This is a genomic window from Tepidibacillus sp. HK-1 (assembly GCF_001748485.2).
GTDB lineage: Bacteria > Bacillota > Bacilli > Tepidibacillales > Tepidibacillaceae > Tepidibacillus_B > Tepidibacillus_B infernus.
This window is the reverse complement of record NZ_BDGM02000008.1, coordinates 18543-38158: the sequence shown is the minus strand read 5'-3', so window position 1 is coordinate 38158 and position 19616 is coordinate 18543. Positions and strand designations below refer to the sequence as shown.

General features: G+C 35.3%; 26 protein-coding genes and 5 tRNA genes. 26 read left to right on the top strand and 5 right to left on the bottom strand.

What is annotated here, in order from left to right:
• Window positions 1-11 precede the first annotated feature (11 nt).
• The 7 genes from BEN26_RS05755 to BEN26_RS05725 all read left to right on the top strand — a co-directional run bounded on the left by BEN26_RS05755 (window position 12) and on the right by BEN26_RS05725 (window position 5625).
• Entirely contained in the window at window positions 12-713 is a 702-nt protein-coding gene (locus BEN26_RS05755; RefSeq protein ID WP_068724821.1) for an ABC transporter permease, read from the top strand.
• A complete protein-coding gene (locus BEN26_RS05750; protein WP_181482211.1) occupies window positions 710-1414 on the top strand; it encodes an ABC transporter ATP-binding protein in 705 nt (234 codons plus the stop codon). Before BEN26_RS05755 ends, BEN26_RS05750 begins: the two co-directional genes overlap by 4 nt.
• 80 nt (window positions 1415-1494) lie before the next feature.
• On the top strand, window positions 1495-2496 hold the full coding sequence (moaA, locus tag BEN26_RS05745; protein WP_068724818.1) for a GTP 3',8-cyclase MoaA: 1002 nt from the start codon (window positions 1495-1497) through the stop codon (window positions 2494-2496).
• A 1-nt stretch (window position 2497) separates the two neighbouring features.
• On the top strand, window positions 2498-2989 hold the full coding sequence (moaC, locus tag BEN26_RS05740; RefSeq protein ID WP_069798501.1) for a cyclic pyranopterin monophosphate synthase MoaC: 492 nt from the start codon (window positions 2498-2500) through the stop codon (window positions 2987-2989).
• A complete protein-coding gene (locus BEN26_RS05735; protein ID WP_069798503.1) occupies window positions 2986-3519 on the top strand; it encodes a MogA/MoaB family molybdenum cofactor biosynthesis protein in 534 nt (177 codons plus the stop codon). The genes moaC and BEN26_RS05735 overlap by 4 nt, the downstream gene beginning before the upstream one ends.
• A gap of 23 nt (window positions 3520-3542) precedes the next feature.
• Window positions 3543-4160 (top strand): PilZ domain-containing protein, encoded by a 618-nt coding sequence (locus tag BEN26_RS05730; protein WP_069798505.1) that lies wholly within the window; start codon window positions 3543-3545, stop codon window positions 4158-4160.
• A gap of 100 nt (window positions 4161-4260) precedes the next feature.
• Window positions 4261-5625 carry an MATE family efflux transporter gene (locus BEN26_RS05725; RefSeq protein WP_069798507.1) on the top strand — a complete coding sequence of 455 codons (1365 nt, stop codon included), beginning with the start codon at window positions 4261-4263 and terminating at the stop codon, window positions 5623-5625.
• Between the two features lie 87 nt (window positions 5626-5712).
• On the opposite strand, the gene BEN26_RS05720 is transcribed toward BEN26_RS05725, so the two are convergent.
• On the bottom strand, window positions 5713-6060 hold the full coding sequence (locus BEN26_RS05720; protein WP_069798509.1) for a hypothetical protein: 348 nt from the start codon (window positions 6058-6060) through the stop codon (window positions 5713-5715).
• A gap of 101 nt (window positions 6061-6161) precedes the next feature.
• Here BEN26_RS05720 and BEN26_RS05715 point away from each other — a divergent pair, with 101 nt between their 5' ends.
• The gene (locus BEN26_RS05715) at window positions 6162-6989 is read left to right on the top strand and encodes a PHP domain-containing protein (protein ID WP_069798511.1); all 828 of its coding nucleotides are present in this window, start codon (window positions 6162-6164) and stop codon (window positions 6987-6989) included.
• 70 nt (window positions 6990-7059) lie between these two features.
• Here BEN26_RS05715 and BEN26_RS05710 read toward each other — a convergent pair whose 3' ends face one another.
• Together BEN26_RS05710 and BEN26_RS05705 are read right to left on the bottom strand one after the other, a co-directional pair.
• Entirely contained in the window at window positions 7060-7497 is a 438-nt protein-coding gene (locus tag BEN26_RS05710; RefSeq protein ID WP_069798513.1) for a GNAT family N-acetyltransferase, read from the bottom strand.
• Window positions 7498-7540: 43 nt separating this feature from the next.
• Window positions 7541-8047 (bottom strand): 2'-5' RNA ligase family protein, encoded by a 507-nt coding sequence (locus BEN26_RS05705; protein ID WP_068724805.1) that lies wholly within the window; start codon window positions 8045-8047, stop codon window positions 7541-7543.
• A 417-nt stretch (window positions 8048-8464) separates the two neighbouring features.
• On the opposite strand from BEN26_RS05705, the gene BEN26_RS05700 reads away from it, so the two are divergent.
• Together BEN26_RS05700 and thpR are read left to right on the top strand one after the other, a co-directional pair.
• Window positions 8465-9013 (top strand): phosphatidylglycerophosphatase A family protein, encoded by a 549-nt coding sequence (locus BEN26_RS05700; protein WP_068724802.1) that lies wholly within the window; start codon window positions 8465-8467, stop codon window positions 9011-9013.
• A 2-nt stretch (window positions 9014-9015) separates the two neighbouring features.
• Entirely contained in the window at window positions 9016-9570 is a 555-nt protein-coding gene (gene thpR / locus BEN26_RS05695; RefSeq protein ID WP_069798514.1) for an RNA 2',3'-cyclic phosphodiesterase, read from the top strand.
• A 53-nt stretch (window positions 9571-9623) separates the two neighbouring features.
• Here thpR and BEN26_RS05690 read toward each other — a convergent pair whose 3' ends face one another.
• Window positions 9624-10109 (bottom strand): hypothetical protein, encoded by a 486-nt coding sequence (locus tag BEN26_RS05690; RefSeq protein WP_069798516.1) that lies wholly within the window; start codon window positions 10107-10109, stop codon window positions 9624-9626.
• Window positions 10110-10355: 246 nt separating this feature from the next.
• Between BEN26_RS05690 and BEN26_RS05685 the strand changes: the two genes are divergently transcribed.
• The 9 genes from BEN26_RS05685 (at window position 10356) to BEN26_RS05645 (ending at window position 13529) form a co-directional block, all read left to right on the top strand.
• A tRNA-Met gene (locus BEN26_RS05685) sits at window positions 10356-10431 on the top strand.
• A gap of 42 nt (window positions 10432-10473) precedes the next feature.
• A tRNA-Asp gene (locus BEN26_RS05680) sits at window positions 10474-10550 on the top strand.
• A gap of 36 nt (window positions 10551-10586) precedes the next feature.
• Window positions 10587-10662, top strand: a tRNA-Ile gene (locus BEN26_RS05675).
• Between the two features lie 12 nt (window positions 10663-10674).
• A tRNA-Leu gene (locus BEN26_RS05670) sits at window positions 10675-10763 on the top strand.
• A 33-nt stretch (window positions 10764-10796) separates the two neighbouring features.
• Window positions 10797-10872, top strand: a tRNA-Val gene (locus tag BEN26_RS05665).
• A gap of 222 nt (window positions 10873-11094) precedes the next feature.
• Window positions 11095-11241 (top strand): hypothetical protein, encoded by a 147-nt coding sequence (locus BEN26_RS05660; protein WP_181482220.1) that lies wholly within the window; start codon window positions 11095-11097, stop codon window positions 11239-11241.
• Between the two features lie 276 nt (window positions 11242-11517).
• Window positions 11518-11667, top strand: a complete 150-nt coding sequence (locus BEN26_RS05655; RefSeq protein WP_161937297.1) for a hypothetical protein — start codon at window positions 11518-11520, stop codon at window positions 11665-11667.
• A gap of 257 nt (window positions 11668-11924) precedes the next feature.
• Window positions 11925-12998, top strand: a complete 1074-nt coding sequence (locus BEN26_RS05650; protein WP_069798518.1) for an NAD(P)H-dependent flavin oxidoreductase — start codon at window positions 11925-11927, stop codon at window positions 12996-12998.
• Between the two features lie 21 nt (window positions 12999-13019).
• The gene (locus BEN26_RS05645; RefSeq protein ID WP_069798520.1) at window positions 13020-13529 is read left to right on the top strand and encodes a hypothetical protein; all 510 of its coding nucleotides are present in this window, start codon (window positions 13020-13022) and stop codon (window positions 13527-13529) included.
• Here the strand turns inward: BEN26_RS05645 and BEN26_RS05640 are convergent.
• Window positions 13526-13690: an aspartyl-phosphate phosphatase Spo0E family protein gene (locus BEN26_RS05640; protein ID WP_084818757.1), complete on the bottom strand. Its 165-nt coding sequence runs from the start codon at window positions 13688-13690 to the stop codon at window positions 13526-13528. The two genes, BEN26_RS05645 and BEN26_RS05640, sit on opposite strands and share 4 nt — an antisense overlap.
• Before the next feature lie 283 nt (window positions 13691-13973).
• Here BEN26_RS05640 and BEN26_RS05635 point away from each other — a divergent pair, with 283 nt between their 5' ends.
• The 7 genes from BEN26_RS05635 (at window position 13974) to BEN26_RS05605 (ending at window position 19580) form a co-directional block, all read left to right on the top strand.
• Complete coding sequence (locus BEN26_RS05635) at window positions 13974-14765, top strand: carbon-nitrogen family hydrolase (RefSeq protein WP_069798521.1); 792 nt, start codon at window positions 13974-13976, stop codon at window positions 14763-14765.
• Window positions 14766-14881: 116 nt separating this feature from the next.
• On the top strand, window positions 14882-15658 hold the full coding sequence (locus BEN26_RS05630) for a putative hydro-lyase (protein ID WP_069798524.1): 777 nt from the start codon (window positions 14882-14884) through the stop codon (window positions 15656-15658).
• 280 nt (window positions 15659-15938) lie between these two features.
• Window positions 15939-16493 carry an inosine/xanthosine triphosphatase gene (yjjX, locus tag BEN26_RS05625; RefSeq protein ID WP_255421862.1) on the top strand — a complete coding sequence of 185 codons (555 nt, stop codon included), beginning with the start codon at window positions 15939-15941 and terminating at the stop codon, window positions 16491-16493.
• Between the two features lie 240 nt (window positions 16494-16733).
• Window positions 16734-16913, top strand: coding sequence for a twin-arginine translocase TatA/TatE family subunit (gene tatA, locus BEN26_RS05620; protein WP_068724787.1), 180 nt, complete (start codon window positions 16734-16736; stop codon window positions 16911-16913).
• Between the two features lie 63 nt (window positions 16914-16976).
• The gene (locus BEN26_RS05615; RefSeq protein WP_069798526.1) at window positions 16977-18092 is read left to right on the top strand and encodes a 4Fe-4S dicluster domain-containing protein; all 1116 of its coding nucleotides are present in this window, start codon (window positions 16977-16979) and stop codon (window positions 18090-18092) included.
• 71 nt (window positions 18093-18163) lie between these two features.
• The gene (locus tag BEN26_RS05610; RefSeq protein WP_068724782.1) at window positions 18164-18781 is read left to right on the top strand and encodes a TorD/DmsD family molecular chaperone; all 618 of its coding nucleotides are present in this window, start codon (window positions 18164-18166) and stop codon (window positions 18779-18781) included.
• A 166-nt stretch (window positions 18782-18947) separates the two neighbouring features.
• Entirely contained in the window at window positions 18948-19580 is a 633-nt protein-coding gene (locus BEN26_RS05605) for a stalk domain-containing protein (protein WP_069798527.1), read from the top strand.
• Window positions 19581-19616 lie beyond the last annotated feature (36 nt).

The window sequence follows — 19616 nt, the reverse complement described above, 5'->3', positions numbered from 1 at the left end:
CTTGTAGCAATATGGAAATCTATTTGCAAGGATTTGAACGAGCTGTTTCTTTAATCTTAACTGGAAATAGAGAATTATATGAAGTTACATTTCGTTCACTTTATATCTCTAGTATCGCTGTGATGATTGCAGGATTGATCGGAGTTCCCATTGGTACCTGGCTGGGAACTCGATCTTTTCCCTTTAAATATGTTTTCATCCGATTGATTTATGTTTTGATGGGATTACCCCCTGTATTGGCTGGACTTATTCTATTTTTACTTTTATCGAGGAGTGGCCCAATTGCTCCTTATATCTATCTTCTTTATACCCCGATAGCGATGATTTTAGCTCAGTTGATGTTAGCTTTACCCATTGTCATAGGCTTGATCTATGTTGCAGCAGAAGGAAAAGCCCCAGTCGTCATGATGACAGCAAGAGGATTGGGAGCAAATCGAATATATACATTATTCACATTGATCAAAGAGATTCGCTTTCCAGCGATTGCTGCTTTAATCTCTGCTTTTGGAAGAGTGATTGCTGAAGTAGGAGCCGTGATGTTAGTAGGTGGAGATATTGCGGGAAAAACACGGGTGCTCACTACTGCCATTGTTTTAGAAACAAGAAAAGGAAACTTTGATATGGCGATTGCATTAGGAATGATTCTCCTTTTTGTTTCTTTTCTGATTAACTCTGTTTTATTCTCCTGGCAGCAAGGAGGATGGAAATCTTGATCCAAGTAAAAAATGCAACGGTTGAAATCGATGGAAAAACGATATTAAAGCCAATTAGTTATCGATTTGAAAATGAAAAGGTGTATGGGATAATCGGACCAAACGGGGCAGGGAAAAGCACCTTGTTAAAGATCATCTCAGGATTTTTAACACCAACTTCTGGGGAAATTTATTTCCATGGAAAAGCGTTAACAGAACCAGACAAAAGAATAGCGGTAGTCTGGCAAAAGCCATATATGTTTCAGACGAATGTTTTTCAAAATGTTGCATACGGTTTAAAAGTACGTGGTGTACCTAGAAAAGAAAGAAAAGAACAGGTTTTGGAAATCCTGAAACAATTTCAAATTGATTATTTGATTGATCAAAAGGCAAAAAGCTTATCTGGAGGAGAAATGGCAAAGGTGGCCATTGCTAGAGCCATTATTACTTCACCACAAGTTCTTATTTTAGATGAACCTACTGCAAGTTTAGATCCTCAAAATGTGCTTGAGATTGAACAACTTATTTTAAAGTTAAAGAACCAATTTCAAATGACGGTGATCATGGTGACTCATAATATGTTTCAAGCAAAACGGATTGCTGATGAGACTCTTTTTTTACATAGTGGTTATTTGATTGAATCCCAGGCAACGAGAAGAATGTTTGAAAATCCTATTCATGAACTAACGAAAAAGTTTATTTTAGGTGAAGTACATTTTTAGCACTTATTTACCATGAATTTGTTGTAAAATAGAGTTATTCAGACTAGAGGGGATTGAATCAGGGAGAGGAGGCTTTATAAATGAGCCAATTAGTAGATCGATTTAACCGTGTACATGATTATTTGAGAATATCTGTGACCGACCGTTGTAATTTACGTTGTGTCTATTGTATGCCACCTGAGGGTGTTCAATTTATGGACCACCATCAGCTTCTAACTTATGAACAAATTGAAGAAGTGGTGAGAGTTGGTGCGAGTTTAGGTATTCGAAAAATCCGCTTAACAGGTGGAGAGCCTCTAGTTCGTAGAGATCTAGAGGTATTAGTTGAGAAACTTAGTCGTATTGAAGGAATAAAAGATATTGCTTTAACAACAAATGCAATGTTTTTAGCGCAAAAGGCGGAAGTACTTAAAAAAGCAGGATTAACTAGGGTCAATGTTAGCTTAGATTCATTACGCCATGATCGTTTTAAGGAAATTACAAGAGGTGGCGATTTGAAAAAGGTACTAGATGGGATTGATGCTGCTTATCGTGTAGGATTTTCGCCGATTAAAATCAATACGGTTCTGATGAAAGGGTTTAATGATGATGAAATTGGTGATTTTCTGCGAATGACGATTGATCAACCTGTACAGGTTCGGTTTATCGAATATATGCCGATTGGTCATGCAGATGAAACCTGGAAAAGTGGTTATCTCTCATTAGAACTTGTAAAGGAAAAAGCGAAAGAATTGGGTTTTGAATTAGAGGAATCTGGAGAAGTTTTTGGCAATGGCCCATCGGAAAACTTCCGAATTAAAGGAGCAAAAGGATCAATTGGATTTATTCATCCAATTAGTGATCATTTCTGCGCTAACTGTAATCGCCTTCGGTTAACTTCTGATGGTTATATCAAGCCTTGTCTTTATTGGCAGGAAGAATTAAATGTTAAACCGTATTTGGGAGATGAGGAAGGACTAAAACAGCTTTATTATAAAGCGTTAAATATGAAACCAGAAAATCATGAGATGGCAAAAACATTAAATAACGAAGAGTTATCACATATACCAACCCAAAGAAGAATGTCGCAAATAGGAGGTTAAGATGAGCGAATTAACCCACTTTAATAATCAAGGCCGAGCCAAAATGGTTGATGTAAGTGAAAAAAACGTGACTAAACGAACAGCTGTGGCTAGAGGCACAATCATTATGAAGCCAGAAACCTTGCAACTAATTCGGCAAGGAAAGATTGGGAAAGGAGATGTTTTAGCTGTTGCCCAAATCGCTGGGATCATGGCAGCAAAAAAAACATCAGAGCTTATTCCTATGTGCCACCCTATTCCACTCACTGGAGTGGATATCTCCTTTGAAGAATCAGGTGAAAATACAATTATTGTAGAGTCCACCGTTAAAACCACGAATGTGACAGGGGTAGAGATGGAAGCACTAACCGCTGTAAGTGTTGCCATGTTAACCATCTATGATATGTGTAAAGCAGTAGACAAAGGAATGGTATTAGGGGAAACCTATCTCGTCTCTAAAACAGGGGGCAAAAGTGGGGAGTATGTCAGAAACAAGGGGGAGATATCATCGTGAATTGGTCAGTTGGGATTTTGACATTAAGTGATAAAGGTTCTCGTGGTGAACGAGAAGATATTAGCGGAAAAGTGATTCGTGAAATCGTAGCAACGATTCAGGGAGAAGTAAAGCAATATGACGTTATTCCCGATGAACGGCAACTGATCGAAAAGTACTTGATCCTATATACGGATGAGTTACAGCTTGATCTAGTGATTACAACAGGAGGAACAGGTTTGGCAAAAAGAGATGTGACACCTGAAGCAACTTTAGCTGTTATAGATAAAGAAATTCCTGGTCTTGCCGAAGAAATGCGTCGGGTTTCACGGGTAAAAACCCCTTTTGCTACTCTTTCTCGTGCTGTGGTGGGTGCAAGAGGAGATAGCATCATCGTTAATCTTCCTGGGAGTCCAAAGGGAGTACGGGAAAATCTAGAAGCGATTATTGAAATTCTTCCCCATGCTTTGCAAATCTTACAAGGAAAAATGGGAGAGCATCCAAAGAATTTTGGAGCACAAATGAGTAAGTCTCACAAATCAATGGAATAAGATGACGATGGAGGCTAATAACTTTGATTGGAAATCAAATTGTTATACAAGGTGCTTCGTTTAAACGTCCTGGGGTGATCCGGTATGTAGAAAGTGACTTTCTAGAAATCCAAGCCTCAGTAGAGCAGCTAAATGTTGGTGATAAGATTTCTTGCACATTAAATGAAGGCGGAATCATTGAATCCTTCGAGACAACAGTCATGGGTAAAACTGAGAACTCCTTGATCACGCTGGTTCCGCTGATCTTACGTGACAAATGGATTATTTCTAGGGAAAACCCTCGAATTCGAATTGATGCAAAAGGCAAAATTACCGCTGTCTCTTTTTCTGGTTCGAAGCCCTTAATTGATTTAAATCAACTCTGTCAAATAGAGCTTCATGATGTCAGTGAGGGAGGAATTGGCTTTTCTACTAAATGCTATATTCGAGAAAATGGAATTGCTCTTCTTTCTTTTAGGCTATTTGACCAATTTCTTCATCTAGAGGTTGAAATTATGAAGAGTACATTTTCTAAAAAAGATAAAAAGTTTTATTATGGTGCCAAATTTATAGATACGAATTCAAAGGATTATCAAGTTATTCGCTCCTTTATCATTGAAACTTTATTCAAACGATACATGTTGAAAAAAGGAAAAAAATAAACTCTTCCTATTCTAATGTAAACGTACTATACTAGATTTATCCGTTTTAAAGAAAACGTTTGCACTAATATTGATTCATAAAGCTGATGGGGGGAAGAGTATGGTATTAGAGGAATCTGCACAGCAAAAACTTTCGCTTTTTTCAATTACTTGGCCAATTTTTATTGAAGTGTTCCTTTTTATGTTGATGGGGAATATAGATACGATGATGCTCAGTAAAGTATCCGATGATGCTGTTGCCGCAGTAGGAGTTACCAATCAAATTATTTCTATTGCGATTGTGATGTTTGGTTTCGTTTCCGCTGGGGCAAGTATTGTCGTGGCTCAGAATTTAGGAGCAAAACAATATTATGATGCATTAAAAATTGGAGCTGTTGCAATTGGCGTTAATTTCCTATTTGGGATCCTATTAAGTGGAATGATGGCTTTCTTTTCACCCGTTTTCTTAGACATTATGAATGTACCAATTGAACTACAAGCTTATTCTAAATCATATATGTTGATTGTCGGTGGCTTTTTATTTGTTCAGGCTGCATTAAATTCTGCAGGTGCGGTATTAAGGAGTAATGGTTTTACTAGGGATGCTATGTATGTAAGCCTTTCGATGAATGTGATGAATATCATTGGTAACTCCATTTTTATTTTTGGTCTTTTTGGTTTTCCAAAGCTCGGAGTAACCGGAGTGGCAATCTCAACTACAATTACACGAATCATTGGTTTTATTGCAATTATGATGATCTTGTCTAATCGATTAAATCATCGCTATACAGTTAGTGAATTTTTTAATTTTAAAAAGTACTACATTAAAGGGATTTTATCGGTTGGTTTACCTGCTGCAGGGGAACATTTAGCTTATAATACTTCGCAAATTTTAAATACGTATTTTATTACGATGATGGGAACGCTGGCATTAACCACAAAAGTCTATGCTCAAAATCTTAGTAGTTTTATCTTTTTATTCTCCGTTTCCGTTGCTCAAGGTACACAAATTCTTGTTGGACATTTAGTTGGCGCAAAAAAGAATGACGATGCTTATCATACAGCATTACGTAGTTTAAAAATTAGCTTTATCGTTTCGGTTTCAGTTGCTATTTTATTTTCTGTGCTAAGCAAATACTTATTCCGAATTTTCACTGTTGACCCTTCGATTATAGAATTAGGTTCAACTTTATTGATGATTAATATTTTACTAGAAGCAGGACGAACGTTTAATTTAGTCTTGATTAGTTCTCTTCGTGCGGCAGGGGATGTGAATTTTCCTGTTATCATGGGAGTGATCTCAATGTTCGGTGTAAGTGTAACCTTAACCTATGTTTTAGGAATTCACTTTGGCCTTGGTTTAATCGGCGCTTGGTTAGGGTTTGCAGCAGATGAATGGTTTAGAGGTATTTTTATGTTCTTTCGCTGGAAAAGTCGAATTTGGCAGAAGAAAGTATTGGTTAAACATAGTGCTGAAATTGTGTGAGAATAATGAAGTAAAGGCTGCAAAACTCGCAGCCTTTTCATATTTTCTTTTTCATGATAAAAAGATAAAAAGGGTAAAATAGACATGTTAGATTTTTATACTTGGTTTAGATTCAGAAAGAGTAGAAAATACCTCATTCATTTTTTCCTTTGCCGCTTGAATAATCGCCTCCGGAATTTGATGGGGTTTTACTGGAGATCGGGTATGAATAATCATCTCCTGAAATTTATATAGAGATTCTTTTGGACTTAAATAGATTTCCTGTACGGGTACCTGTAATTCATAACTCGTTCGTGTGCAAATATCATCTATTCTTAGACGATAGTAGGGAAAGTCTTTGCCCCCTTTTTTCTTGAACCCTTGAGATTCAAATACTTTATCAATTCTTGAAGAGGGTTTTACAATTTTAAATCCAGACTTTACGTTAATGTGCACAAAACGGCCTCCTTTAACTTTATTGTATTAAAACGTTTATGAGGGATGCCTTGTTCAAAATACCTGTTATTTTTGTGAATTTTTTTTAAGGAGTGAAAAGGATGAGAGCAGATTTGCATTCGCATAGCACTGCATCAGATGGTCTAAATGCACCTGCAGATAACGTCAAATTAGCAAAAGAAGCAGGATTGGCTGCTTTAGGCGTCACAGATCACGATTCAGTGAGTGGAATTGATGAAGCGATTGAAATGGCTGAAAAAATAGGAATTGAGGTTGTTCCTGGAATTGAGATGAGTACTGTAGAAAAAGGACAAGATATTCATGTTCTTGGTTATTTTATTCGCTACCAAGATAAGGAATTTTTAAATACGCTTGATGAACTGCAAAAAGCAAGGGATAAACGAAATGAAATGATAATAGTCAAATTAAATGAGCTTGGCATACAGATCACATTAGATGAAGTGAAAAAGAAAATTAGAAGAGAAGGGGCTAATGTTGGTCGACCTCATATTGCTGAAGTATTGATCGAGAAGAAAGTGGTTGATACCATGGAAGAAGCTTTTGATTTGTACCTTGGAAAAAAGGGAAAGGCCTACGTAAATCCGATTCGAATTTCTCCAGAGGAAGGAATTGATATTATTAAAAAAGCTGGAGGAGTCCCAGTATTAGCCCATCCAGGATTATACGATGATGATGAAATGGTTGTTAGATTGATTAAATACGGGCTTAAAGGAATTGAGGCTTTTCATCCTGATCACGATGAAGAGGCAGAAAAACGGTATCAAGAAATGGGAGAAACTTACGGAATAATTGTAACCGCTGGTTCTGATTTTCATGGTTCAAGGAATGGCGAGATGTTCCACGCGCCAATAGGGACAAAAATGGTTCCCTATCAGGTTGTGGAACGTTTAAAAAATTTAAGAAGATAGGAATATCTCTACTCTTTCGACATACATGTTAATGAGATATCACGAAGGATGAGGTACATTTTAAAAAACCTTAACTTTTCTTTTCCATGGTAACATGTTCAATACCGGCCTCATCGAACGGTTCGCTGATGGTCATATATCCTAGGTCTTTATAAAACGTTTCGGCATGTCGTTGAGCGTTTAATCTTAGGGTTTTAAATCCCATTTTTAAAGCTTCTTGTTCAATAAAAGTCATTAATTTTTTTCCAATACCTTTACCTCGCTCATCCTTCAGGACAGCGACTCTCTCAATCTTGACGGTGGAGGGGTCATGGTATTCCCTCATTCTTGCAGTTGCTACAGGACGTTTATCATCATAGACAATAAAGTGAGTTGCTGTATTATCGTATTCATCCATTTCTAGTTCTTTTGGAACTTGTTGTTCATCGATAAAAACAACTTCTCTAATAGAAAAAGCATCCTTTAATTCTTGTAGATTTGTTACGAGTTTGTATATCAACTTTTGCATAAACTCACCTCAAATTTGCTACGAATATTTAAATTCACTGCTATTATTTTCCTGTTAATAAAAAAGTTTGATAAACTGTCCATGATTGATTCTCAATCTGATAACACAAATGAATTCGATCGACCAGTATAGACTTATTTAAATTTTCCAATTTCAATCTACCATATACATCATGTATTTCTTGTTCATGCAAATCTTGAGCAATGGTCATATGTGGAATAAATTGATGTTTTAATGGCCGCTTTAAGATGTCAGCGTTTAGTTTTTCTTGTAATTCATAAATAACAGGATTTTTTTCAAACCCTACATATACAACAGGAGAGATAGGAAGAAAAGTACCGACTTTGCTTAGTTTTAATGTAAAAGGAGGAATTTGACTTGTAATGTTTTCAATATATTGAATAGCCTCGTTTATATTTTCTATCTCAAAAGCCTCTTTAATTGTAATATGGGGCGGAATTAATGTGTAATGAGAATCATAACGTTTTCGTAATGAATTCGCCCAATCCTGTATTTCCTTTTGGGGGTAAATCACAATACCATATTTCATACCTTTTTCCTCCTTTTTCAACCTATCATTAGGTTCATAAACCTATTTTATCAAAAGAATTTGAAATATGAAATATTTTGGTAAATACAATGAAAGAATAAATTGCCTTTTTTCCGTATAAACTAAGAAAGAGTTTTTTTACATGAAGGAGGAATAAAATGGCAGTCATTTTTATTGTTTTTATTGCTTTGCTTTTTTTAGTTGGAATGAGTTATGGTTTAGCCTATTTAATTCAAAGACTGGATCAACATCAAAATCAATAATCTTTATCTATTTTTATTTTATATTTGATAAGGGTGGCAGTGTAAGCATGATTCACTGCTACTCTTTTTTTTAATAATATATATAATGAAGTTTATTTTGTATATGTAGAGAAAGTGATATGATGGAGAAAGATATTTTTGGAGGTGACAGGTATTGAAAAGAAGGGTACCAAGTAAAGAGGTAAAAGCTGCAGCGTTACAGAGATTAAGAGAACGCGGTGTTACATTGGAAGACATTGCAGAAATCGTCTATGAATTACAATTGCCATATAATAAAGATTTAACCATGGAGCTTTGCCTGGAAAGTGTAAACAAAGTATTAGAAAAACGTGAAGTTCAACATGCATTACTTGTTGGGATCGAGTTAGACGTATTGGCTGAAAAAGGTTTGTTAACTGAACCATTGCAATCTCTTGTTGAGTCTGATGAAGGACTTTTTGGAATTGATGAAACAATGGCATTAGGCTCTGTCTTTGGTTATGGAAGCATTGCAGTGACCACTTTTGGATATTTAGATAAAGATAAAGTGGGAATAATTAAAAAGTTGGATACAAAAAACGGTAAAGGTGTTCATACGTTTTTGGATGACCTTGTTGCTGGAATCGCTGCTTCAGCGGCAGGACGTATTGCCCATCGATTAAGAGATGTGCAAGAAATGGTGGAAGAAATAGAAGAACAAATGACTGAGGATAATGTGGTTTAGCTATGAGATTATTTGTTGCACTTAAGCTAGCTGAACATGTAAAAAATGAACTTAAACAACAATTGCCAATTATTCGCAACAGCTTACAATTGGGAAAATGGGTACCAGAAGAAAATTGGCATATTACTCTTCTTTTTTTAGGGGAAGTCGATGAAAAAGAGATGGAATCGTTAGACCAAGCATTAAATGAGGCTGTAAAAAATGTATCCCCTTTTCAATTACAGTTAAAGAATATAAGTGCCTTTCCTAGCGAAAATAAGCCTAATATTTTATGGGCTGATGTTCATGGGGACTTGCAAATGTTAAACAAACTTTACCAAAATTTTGTTGAAGCATTGACAAAAACAAAGATTACATTCGATGCAAAGCCAAAGTATACTCCTCATGTAACATTAGCAAGAAAGGTGAATGTTCCCTTTAAAAAGGAAAATTTTAAACTAACGTCTTCTGTATGGCAAGTAACTTCTCTAACTTTATACCAGTCAGTTTTTACGGTTTCTGGGGTAAAATATCAACCTATTTTAACTAAAGAGTTTTTAAATGAACGAGAGAAATGAGCTTTGTATGAAAATATGAGAGGCTGTTGATGAATTTCAACAGCCAAAACTTTTTAGAAACCATGGCCTGATTCATAAATTTGATTCGTTTGACTTGATAATTGAACCTGATTGATTGTTTGTTGTATTTGATTACTAAATGATTGGAGCGCATTTGCTTTTTGTTGCATCAATTGCTGAAGATGTAAAGGATTCATATTGGCTGATTTCAATTGGTTGTATTCGGTTTCCATCTTACCAATCTCGTTATAAAATTTTTGTAGCATTTGATCTAAATGCTGCATTTCAGGGACGCTAGTATGTTGTTGTGCCCGCCCAAGTTGTTGCGTTTTGAAATTTTGTTGAGACATTTGCATGTTGTTAGATGCAGTGGACGACGTAAGTTGAGATTGTTGTATAGGTACAACTAATGATGGATTGCTCTGTAATTGTTTAGTCTGCTGTAGTAGTGATTGAGTTCCACTTACGATTTGTGACACCAACAGATTTGTTTCTTTATTTACATAAGCGATTTGTCTGTCTTTTATTTGTTTGGCCAAAATGCAACACTCTCCTTAACCATGGTTCAAGTCAATGGTATTCATGTATACACTGACAATGTTATTGTAAACCCAATTCACTAAATATATGTGACAATACTATTGACAAATTATTGTACTCTAGGTAAAATTACTTTTGTCCCAAAGACCAAGAGGTTTAAGGGATAAAACTATTTTTAAAAATTGTTGCATAAATGTTATAAATCATATATAATAATTTTTGTCGCTAATTTTATTATGTAATGACGCGGGGTGGAGCAGTTGGTAGCTCGTCGGGCTCATAACCCGAAGGTCGCAGGTTCAAATCCTGTCCCCGCAACCAATAAACTATTTGCACTACGTCGAATATTCCCATTTATATTATGGAGCTGTGGTGTAGAGGCCTAACATGCCTGCCTGTCACGCAGGAGACCGCGGGTTCGAATCCCGTCAGCTCCGCCATTTTAAAAAAGTATTTGTTTAAAGTTAAATTAGTAGGGGCCTATAGCTCAGTTGGTAGAGCGGTCGGCTCATAACCGATTGGTCACAGGTTCGAGTCCTGTTGGGCCCACCATTTAAAAGTCCTGCCGGGGTGGCGGAATTGGCAGACGCACAGGACTTAAAATCCTGCGGTAGGTGACTACCGTACCGGTTCAAGTCCGGTCCTCGGCACCATCTAAATTGAGTGTAACAACGTCGAATATATGTGACTCCGTAGCTCAGCCGGGAGAGCACCATCTTGACAGGGTGGGGGTCGCTGGTTCGAACCCAGTCGGGGTCACCATACTTTATATATCAAGGGTTTGAAGGCCATAAAAGATTTTGGAAAGTTGATGGTCGGATATAAACCCTTTTTTTATTTTTTAGACCACCATCTTTCAAGATGTTATTCCTGAAAGGGTACAGAGGTGATAAGTAAATGGATGATAATAGCGACAATATAAAGAATGAAATCCAATTTATGGAGCATAATGAACATAAGGTAAAGAAAAGGAGATGAATCATCGTGGATAAGAAAATCAGTCCTAAAGAAAAGGAGCCTACCATTGCACCAAGTATGGAGATGGATGCACTAGATGAAGATGCAACTCCTGAAGAGGTAAAAAAGGGGAAATATACAAGGGTGGTTAAATTAGTAAGTGATCGTCGATAAACTAACAGCTACAAACAAACGTAGCTGTTGTTCTTTATTGCTATCCCGTAATACATAATAATAAATTGTTATCGTTTTCACATATAAAATAGTCATAAAATTTTTATTAGATATTAAATTCTGGAAATCTAATAAAATTAGCTGCTGTTAAAGTATTTAATTGATTTTTCTAAAGATTTAAACTTTAACGATGTTCATATTTTTGTTATAATTTTCACAATCATAGACTAAAAAATGTTGTATAATGAGATTGAAATTAAAAAAGAGGTGATTGGGATGGCAATCTACAAAGTGGAAGAGGTAGCTCGTCAAAAAGATTTATTAGATTACGTTGTAAACTATAAAGGTAAAATGATGAGCTTTGAAGAGTATTTAACAAAAAAAGAACAAGAAGCTGTTTGGGATTTTTATCTAGCCAAAAAGTAAGAACTTGCAATTATTTTATTTATAATACAGTAAGATACTGAGTTCATATAAAAGACCTATTCAACCTAGTGAAAGAGATATTAAAGATATGGAAACAAACCTTTCTATTATAGGAAGGTTTGTTTTTTTTTGCTTACGAAATCTCCAAAATTGTCAAACTTATACTAACTAATTCAAGTGAAATATTTACTTTAAAGGTTTAAAACGTTATAATGCAAACAATGATAATCATTAAACAAATTCAAGGAGTCGATTTTATGAAATTACCTTCACTCTCGTTAGGAGATTTAATAGCGTCAGTACCTATTATTCAAGGAGGAATGGGCGTAGGTGTTTCTCGTTCTAGGTTAGCCTCAGCTGTAGCAAATGAGGGAGGAATTGGGATCATTTCTGGGGTGCAAATTGGTTTTAATGAACCAGATTTCGAAAACAATGCTCTTCTTGCTAATATAAGAGCTCTAAGAAAAGAAATTAGTAAGGCACGGGAGTTAAGTCCCAAAGGCATTATAGGGGTTAACCTTATGGTGGCCATGAACCATTATAAGGAAATGGTAAGAACCGCGGTAGAGGAAAAAATAGACATTATTGTTTCTGGAGCCGGGTTACCTAAGGAATTACCTGAATTTATTAAAGGCACAAAAACGAAAATCGCACCGATTGTCTCTTCAGGAAAAGCAGCATATCTAATGACGAAGCTATGGGACAAAAGGTATGAATATTTACCTGATTTAATGATTGTTGAAGGACCTGAAGCAGGTGGACATTTGGGTTTTTCCATTGATGAATTAAAATCTAAAATAAATCTTTCTCAAATCTTAAGTGATGTAAGAGAAGCGTTACATTCATTTGAAGAAAAATATAAAAAACGTATCCCTATTATTGCTGCAGGAGGTATTTTTAATGGTCAAGATATTGCAAAATATTTAAAATTAGGAGTCTCCGGAGTACAGATGGGAACTCGCTTTATTGCTACAGAAGAATGTGATGCAGATGTTAATTACAAACAGGCATTTATTCGTTCAAAACAAGAGGATATCAACCTTGTAAAAAGTCCTGTTGGTCTTCCAGGAAGAGCCATCCATAATGAGTTTGTTAAAACAGTTGAAGGAGAAAGAATACCTGTAAAAAAGTGCTATGATTGTTTAGTCACTTGCGACCCTAAAACGACTCCTTATTGTATATCAAAAGCACTTATCGAGGCAGTGAAAGGGAATATTTCAAACGGATTGATTTTTACCGGTTCAAATGGGTATCGATTAAATGAGATTATTACTGTTAAAAAATTGATGAAAGAGCTCGTTCAAGAAGCTGAACTGATGATGTCTATGTAAAGATATTAGTAGTAAAAATCCTTGAAAGTTTTAATATTTCAAGGTTTTTTTATTACACACCTAGTAATCTTCACGCCAATGCAAAATGGTGATATTTGTATATCTTTTTTTCCAATACAAATTACGCATATAACTAGAAATCTAGATCCTGGCCATCAAGTCATGGTATATAAAGCAGCAGGAAAAATAGAGCAATATTTAATCACACTTAACCCATATGATCTTGTTGATGTATTTTTGATGTCTTTAAATCAAAATGATAAACAGTTGTTTAAAATGTTGCTTTCGAAAAATAAATATAAGGAAATACCTTCACTATTGGTTGAAATGGATAAAATCGATACTATCTCAAGAACGACTATTTTTGATAAGACGAACACATTCAATCTAATGTCATTTGAAATTCCCATAGAAGTAAACTTATATTGGAAAGAAGGGGGAAGAGAAAAAAGGAAAATGAATTTTCTACTAAAAAGAAATTCAGTTACAGATCGATGGACAATTGATTTTGAGGAACTGTTTACTGATTAAATGTTCTTTTTTTGTTGCTGTTCTTTCAATATTTCGATATGTAATTTGTCTAAAGATTGGCTTAACTTGATAACGACTGGATGAGTCAAACCATATTTCATAGCAGATTGAATCATTTCTTCTCGCAAATTTTCAAATTGTTCTATAAGTTGTTCAGACAAAATATATCAAACGCCTTTCAGTGGATGTTTTTACACAACATGACAAATAATAACATAATTTTTATTAGCTGACTATAAACAAATTCACAATTTTTACATAAAATTTTTTTTTAAATTTAAGCAAATGTACAAAATTGAATATATTAAGGTTTTTGCCTTAGATAAGAATTGTAAAAACTTACAAAATTAGACGAAATGCCGCATGACACTTGGCAGTTTTTGTTGTATGATGACATTAGTCATAGAGAAACTCACACGATAATAGTAAGGGGATTGAATAGTAATGGATAAAATAAAAGTTTCTGCAATCCAAATGGATATTCAATTTGGCCAATCTGAAGTAAATAGACAACGGTTAGTAGACACGATGCATAGGGCTCTCAAGCAGCAGCAATCCAATGTGGTGCTTGCTCCCGAAATGTGGAATTTGGGGTATGATCTTGAAAACGCTCTTAAAAATGGAGATCGAGATGGAGAAATGGTTAAATCCTCCTTCACGGCAATCGCTAAGCAATATGGTTCCTATATCATCCCAGGTTCGGTGGCGAATGTGAGGAATATTAAGGTCTTTAATACTACTTATGTCATTGATAATCATGGTGATGTACGAGGCTACTATGATAAAATTCATCTATTTCGACTCATGAATGAAGAAAAGTATCTTGAACCCGGTAACAAACGTTTCACTTTTGATTTATATGGCCATAAAGCCGGAATCGTCATTTGTTATGATATTCGTTTTCCAGAGTTAATACGTTCGATGGCATTAGATGGGATGGAAGTATTATTTGTCCCAGCAGAATGGCCACATCCTCGCTTATATCATTGGAGAAGTCTCCTTATTGCTCGAGCAATTGAGAACCAAATGTTTGTGGTTGCAACGAATCGTGTGGGAAGTGACCCGAATAATACATTCTTTGGCCATTCGATGATTATTGATCCATGGGGAGAGGTGATTGCTGAAGGTACAGAAGAGGAAGAAATTATTACGGCAGAACTTGATTTGTCCATTGTTCCAGAGATAAGGAACAGAATTCCTGTATTTAAAGACCGTAAAGAAGAATTTTATTTTTAGTCAAAGAAAAGAAGGAGGATTAAGATGAGTGGTATTGGTAACGACTTATTTTCCGAATAGAGCTTCTTTTGTTCGATAATATTACATACCATTTATTTAAAAGATGGGGTGATGAGATGGAAAATGTTCAACAATTAAGAATGAAAATTAGAGCCAATGAATTTACGAAACCTACGACAGGTTATGGGATGGATCGATTACAAGCAAACGTAGTCATTCTACCGAAAAAATACGCTTATGATTTTCTTTTATTTTGTATCAGAAATCCCAAACCTTGTCCAATATTAGAGATTACGGATACCGGTTCACCTTATATAAAAAAATATTCAGATGATATCATTGATATAAGAACCGATGTTCCTAAATACCGAGTATTTAAAAATGGTGAATTCGTTGATGAACCATTGGATATAAAGGATATTTGGCAAGATGATTTTGTAACCTTTCTTCTAGGATGCAGTTTCACTTTTGAAAATGAATTAATAAATAATGGAATACCCGTAAAACACATCAACCAAGGGAAAAACGTGGCGATGTATATTACGAATATTGAGACTGAACCAGCAGGATCTTTTAGAGGAAATCAAGTTGTAAGTATGAGACCATTTCATTATTCTTTAATCCCTCGTGTTGTCGAAATTACTTCTAGGTTTCCTAGTGCACATGGTTCCCCTATTCATATAGGAGATCCTACCCAAATTGGTATCAAAGACATCCATTCACCAGACTTTGGCGATTCTATTGACATCGCAGAAAATGAAGTACCTGTGTTTTGGGCATGTGGTGTGACGCCTCAAGTCGCTCTATTAAATAGCAAACCAGATATCACGATTACTCATGCCCCAGGGCACATGCTCATTACGGATTATCCAACGGCCAAACTTGCTAGATAAATTAAACATAGATTACCTGATAACAAATGTTTGTTGAATTTTCCGTTGTCATTTAGGGGTTTGTATATTCCATAAGCTGCGACATAGCGTGACGAACAGCTTTAGCTGTGTAGCACGACTTGTACACTTTGTGTGCTTTCAAGTGCCCTTCTCTCTTATAGAAGGGAACGGATGACGGAGCGCGATGGAATATACAAACCTTTTCTTATTCTATTCTTGCGATTTGGGAAAGAGAATGTTTTACTATAGTTAGGATTAAACCATATTGTGAAGGAAAGAAGTGTGGAAATTGGTCTTACATATTGGAGTAGGGTCAAAGAATCCTGCAAAAATTGAGGCGGTTCGATCAGCATTTGCTGAAATGGGGTTTGAAGCAGAAGTGATTGGATTAGATGTAGAATCGCAAGTGTCTGAACAACCTTTTTCAGATGAAGAAACGATTCAAGGAGCAATTAATCGCGCAAATAACGTAATGTTTGCGGAAAAGGAATTGCATTTCTTTGATTACTGTATAGGGTTAGAAGGAGGAGTAATTGAATCTCCGTTTGGTATGTTTTTATGTAATTGGGGTGTAGTAGTTGATAAAGAAGGGAATGTGGGAATCGGTGGTGGACTCCGTGTACAGCTCCCTGAAGAAATTGCAAACCATTTACGTATGGGGAAAGAGTTGGGAGATATTATTGATGATTTTACAGGAAAACACAATGTGAAGAAAAAAGAAGGTACAATTGGGATTTTAACAAACCAGCTCATCACTCGAAAAGATATGTTCCGTGATGTAACCATTTCTGCTTTTGCCAGATTTTTAAACCCACAGTTGTATGAAGAAAACTAACAGTGGTCACCAATTTTATCTACAAATTGTTCTATTCCTTTAAAGTATTGATTACGTTTTTCTGTTTCAGTTCTGTATTCACTTTTGCCAAGGTGTTCGCTAAATTTTCAAATTTACGCTGACTTTTTGCCCTTATCTTCCTATAAAATAATAACTGTAAAAGAGGAATAATTATATTTTTTAACTGGTTAGGTAAAAGAGACTTTGTGAAATAGTTATCATAGAAAGGAGGGAACGAGGATGTCCTTTGCTAATATCGGAGTACCTGGATTGATTCTCATTTTAATCATTGCCTTAGTTATTTTTGGACCTAATAAATTACCTGAGCTTGGAAGAGCAGCTGGCAAAACACTAAAGGAATTTAAAAGTGCAACGAAGGAATTGATTGATGAGAATGAATCCAATTCTAAAGAAAAATAATAGATTTTTATTTATGAGAGGTTCATCCTCTGGGGAGGTGAAACTTTAGCTGGGGGAGTGCAAATGCGTCAGGATTTAAAGAACTTTTTTCAATTTGAAGTAGTTCAAATTCAGGAAAAGAGTTGCATCAACTATGCAAATCGAAAAAAGGTTTGTAACGAGTGTGTGGCAAATTGTCCAACAAATGCGATCCAATTGAATGACCAAGTTCCAGAGTTGAATCATTCAAAATGTGTCAATTGTGGAGCATGTATTGGTGCCTGTCCTGTTTTTGCAATCGACCACATCCAAAAGCCATACCAAGAGATTTATAGGCAGATTGAAGAATTTCCCTTATCTAAGATCACTTGTGATCAAGCAGAAAATATACAAAAGGGAATTAAACTACCTTGTTATCTTTATCTTGATCAGCATCTTCTTTTAGCATTTACAAAAGGAAAAGAGAAGGTAAGTTTTTATATTGGAAAATGTCAAACATGTGAGAAAGTAGGGTTTGACCTGATCCAAAAACATTTTGCAAGATTGGAACAAGAACTAGCATTGGTTTATAGGAAAGTGAAAATTGATCTTACAGCAGAAGAAATACAAGAAGCCGATGATGTTGTTTTTCAAGGAATAACAAGAAGGGAATTACTACAGAATTTTTCTATCCGTAATATTCGGAAGATGATGTTTGCAGAGAAAGACCAAAACGAAGAATTGAAAAGAGTGACTGATTCCGAGAAACAGGGTAAAAAAGAAAGGAATCTATTTAAAAGGAAGAAATTGAATCAATATCTGCAGCTACTAAGCACATCAAGACATAATAAAACAACCTTACCCTTTGGTCAATTTTTAAAAATTGAATCGATAGACAAATGTAGAGGTTGTACAATTTGTGAACAAATTTGTCCCACAGAAGCGATTAAATGGAAAAATGAGGGGAATCAAAGTAAACTCGTTTTTTCTACTCAAGATTGCATTGCTTGCCAAAGATGCAGCGCATGTCCAGAACAATCTATCACATACCAAAGTGTTAAGCTTGATGAATATGTGCAAGAACCAAAGGTATTAATCACATTATGGTTGAAAGAGTGTAGTCAATGTGGCCAGGCATTTAAGACTGCGACAGAAGAAGAAACTTGTGAATTTTGTAAAGTAAAACAAGATAAAGATTCATCCCGCTTCTTCGCTCTTTAACTTCACACAAAAGAGCAAAATCACTCTTACAGATTTAGATAAAAAGTATGTTGTCTAGAGGAGGAGTCTTTGTGCAGAATCATGTGTCACAAAACAAACAAGCAAAAGTTGAAATCTATTTAACCCTAGCTGAATTTTTTAAGTTTCCAACTGAAGACTTTTATCAAGATGTTATGAATGGAACAGTTGATCAACTACTAGTAGAAATGGCGAAAGAAGCAAATTACACCAAACCAACTGTTCAGTTAAAAGGTAGATTTCCAAATTTTTCTGAAATGAAACAAACCTATATGCGTTGTTTTATGGGTGTGATTAAACCTTATGCCCCACCGATTGAATCAGTCTACAAGGTATGGACAACTGATCCAACTGCTGGACTATCTATTGCAAAGAGCAAAGGGTATCTGTTTGGTGATGCAGCTCTACACATCAGGCACCTCTTCGAACAATTCCATTTAGAAATCCCAGATGATTATGCAAAAATGCCTGATCATTTGACACTCTTATTAGAGTTTCTTGCTTTTTTGATCAAAGAAACGAGTGAAGAACATGTAAATCAATTCGTTGCTGATCATCTTGATTGGTTAGAAGATTTTAAACAGGAATTATTAAAAGTAAATGATAGTTCCTTTTATATCGATGTAACAGACATCATCATCAGTTTCATAAACAACGAAAAGAGGCCATAAAGTTGAAAATCCCTACTTTTCATATTGAGAAGTAGGGATTTCTATTTTATAGAGTTTTTTCGAAGAATGCATTTCTTTTTTTCATTTTAACCGCAACATTTTGGTTTGAAAAATGTATAAAGAGTATAGACAATTTGAAACGTGAAAAGAGTGCGGAGGTAACATAATGAAAAAAAGAGTTGTGATTATTCTAACGATGATTCTTCTATTTAGTGCCGTTACAGTTTATGCAGGGAATGCGATTTATGGTTATTTTAATGGTTATGAGAAGGTAAAAGTTCTCCTTAATGGAGAGCAGATGGTATCCAAAGTCCCAGGATTTATCATTGAAAATACAACAGTTCTACCTCTTAAAACGATTGCCGAGTCTATGGGAGCGATTGTTTATTGGGATGAGGAAAAAAGCCTTGTAAAAATGATAAAACCCAATGTGAATATGCAGCTTACTGCAAACCCAGTTTTGGATAATGGGAACTATGTTATTTATAGTCCTTTTGGGAAAATCCCTACAAACAGACGTTCTGGATTTAATTTCGCTGTTTATAGTGAAGTGGATAATTTACCAAATGAAAAAATTCAAATTAAAGTAGTGCTTAAAGATCCAGATGGAAAACTTGTAGAAGAAGGGGAAACCAAAACCTTTGATGCAACAAATGAAGATAGCTTGCAGTATGTTACTCCCTTCAAAAATATTGATTTTATTAAAACCGGTAATTATCGTGTAGAGTTTCTATTGAAAAGCGAAGCTACTCGTGGTGAGTTTCTTAAAATAGGTGAAAAACTAATCTTGGTTAAGTAAATCGTTTGAATAGGGGTAAGATTGTCAATAATAGTA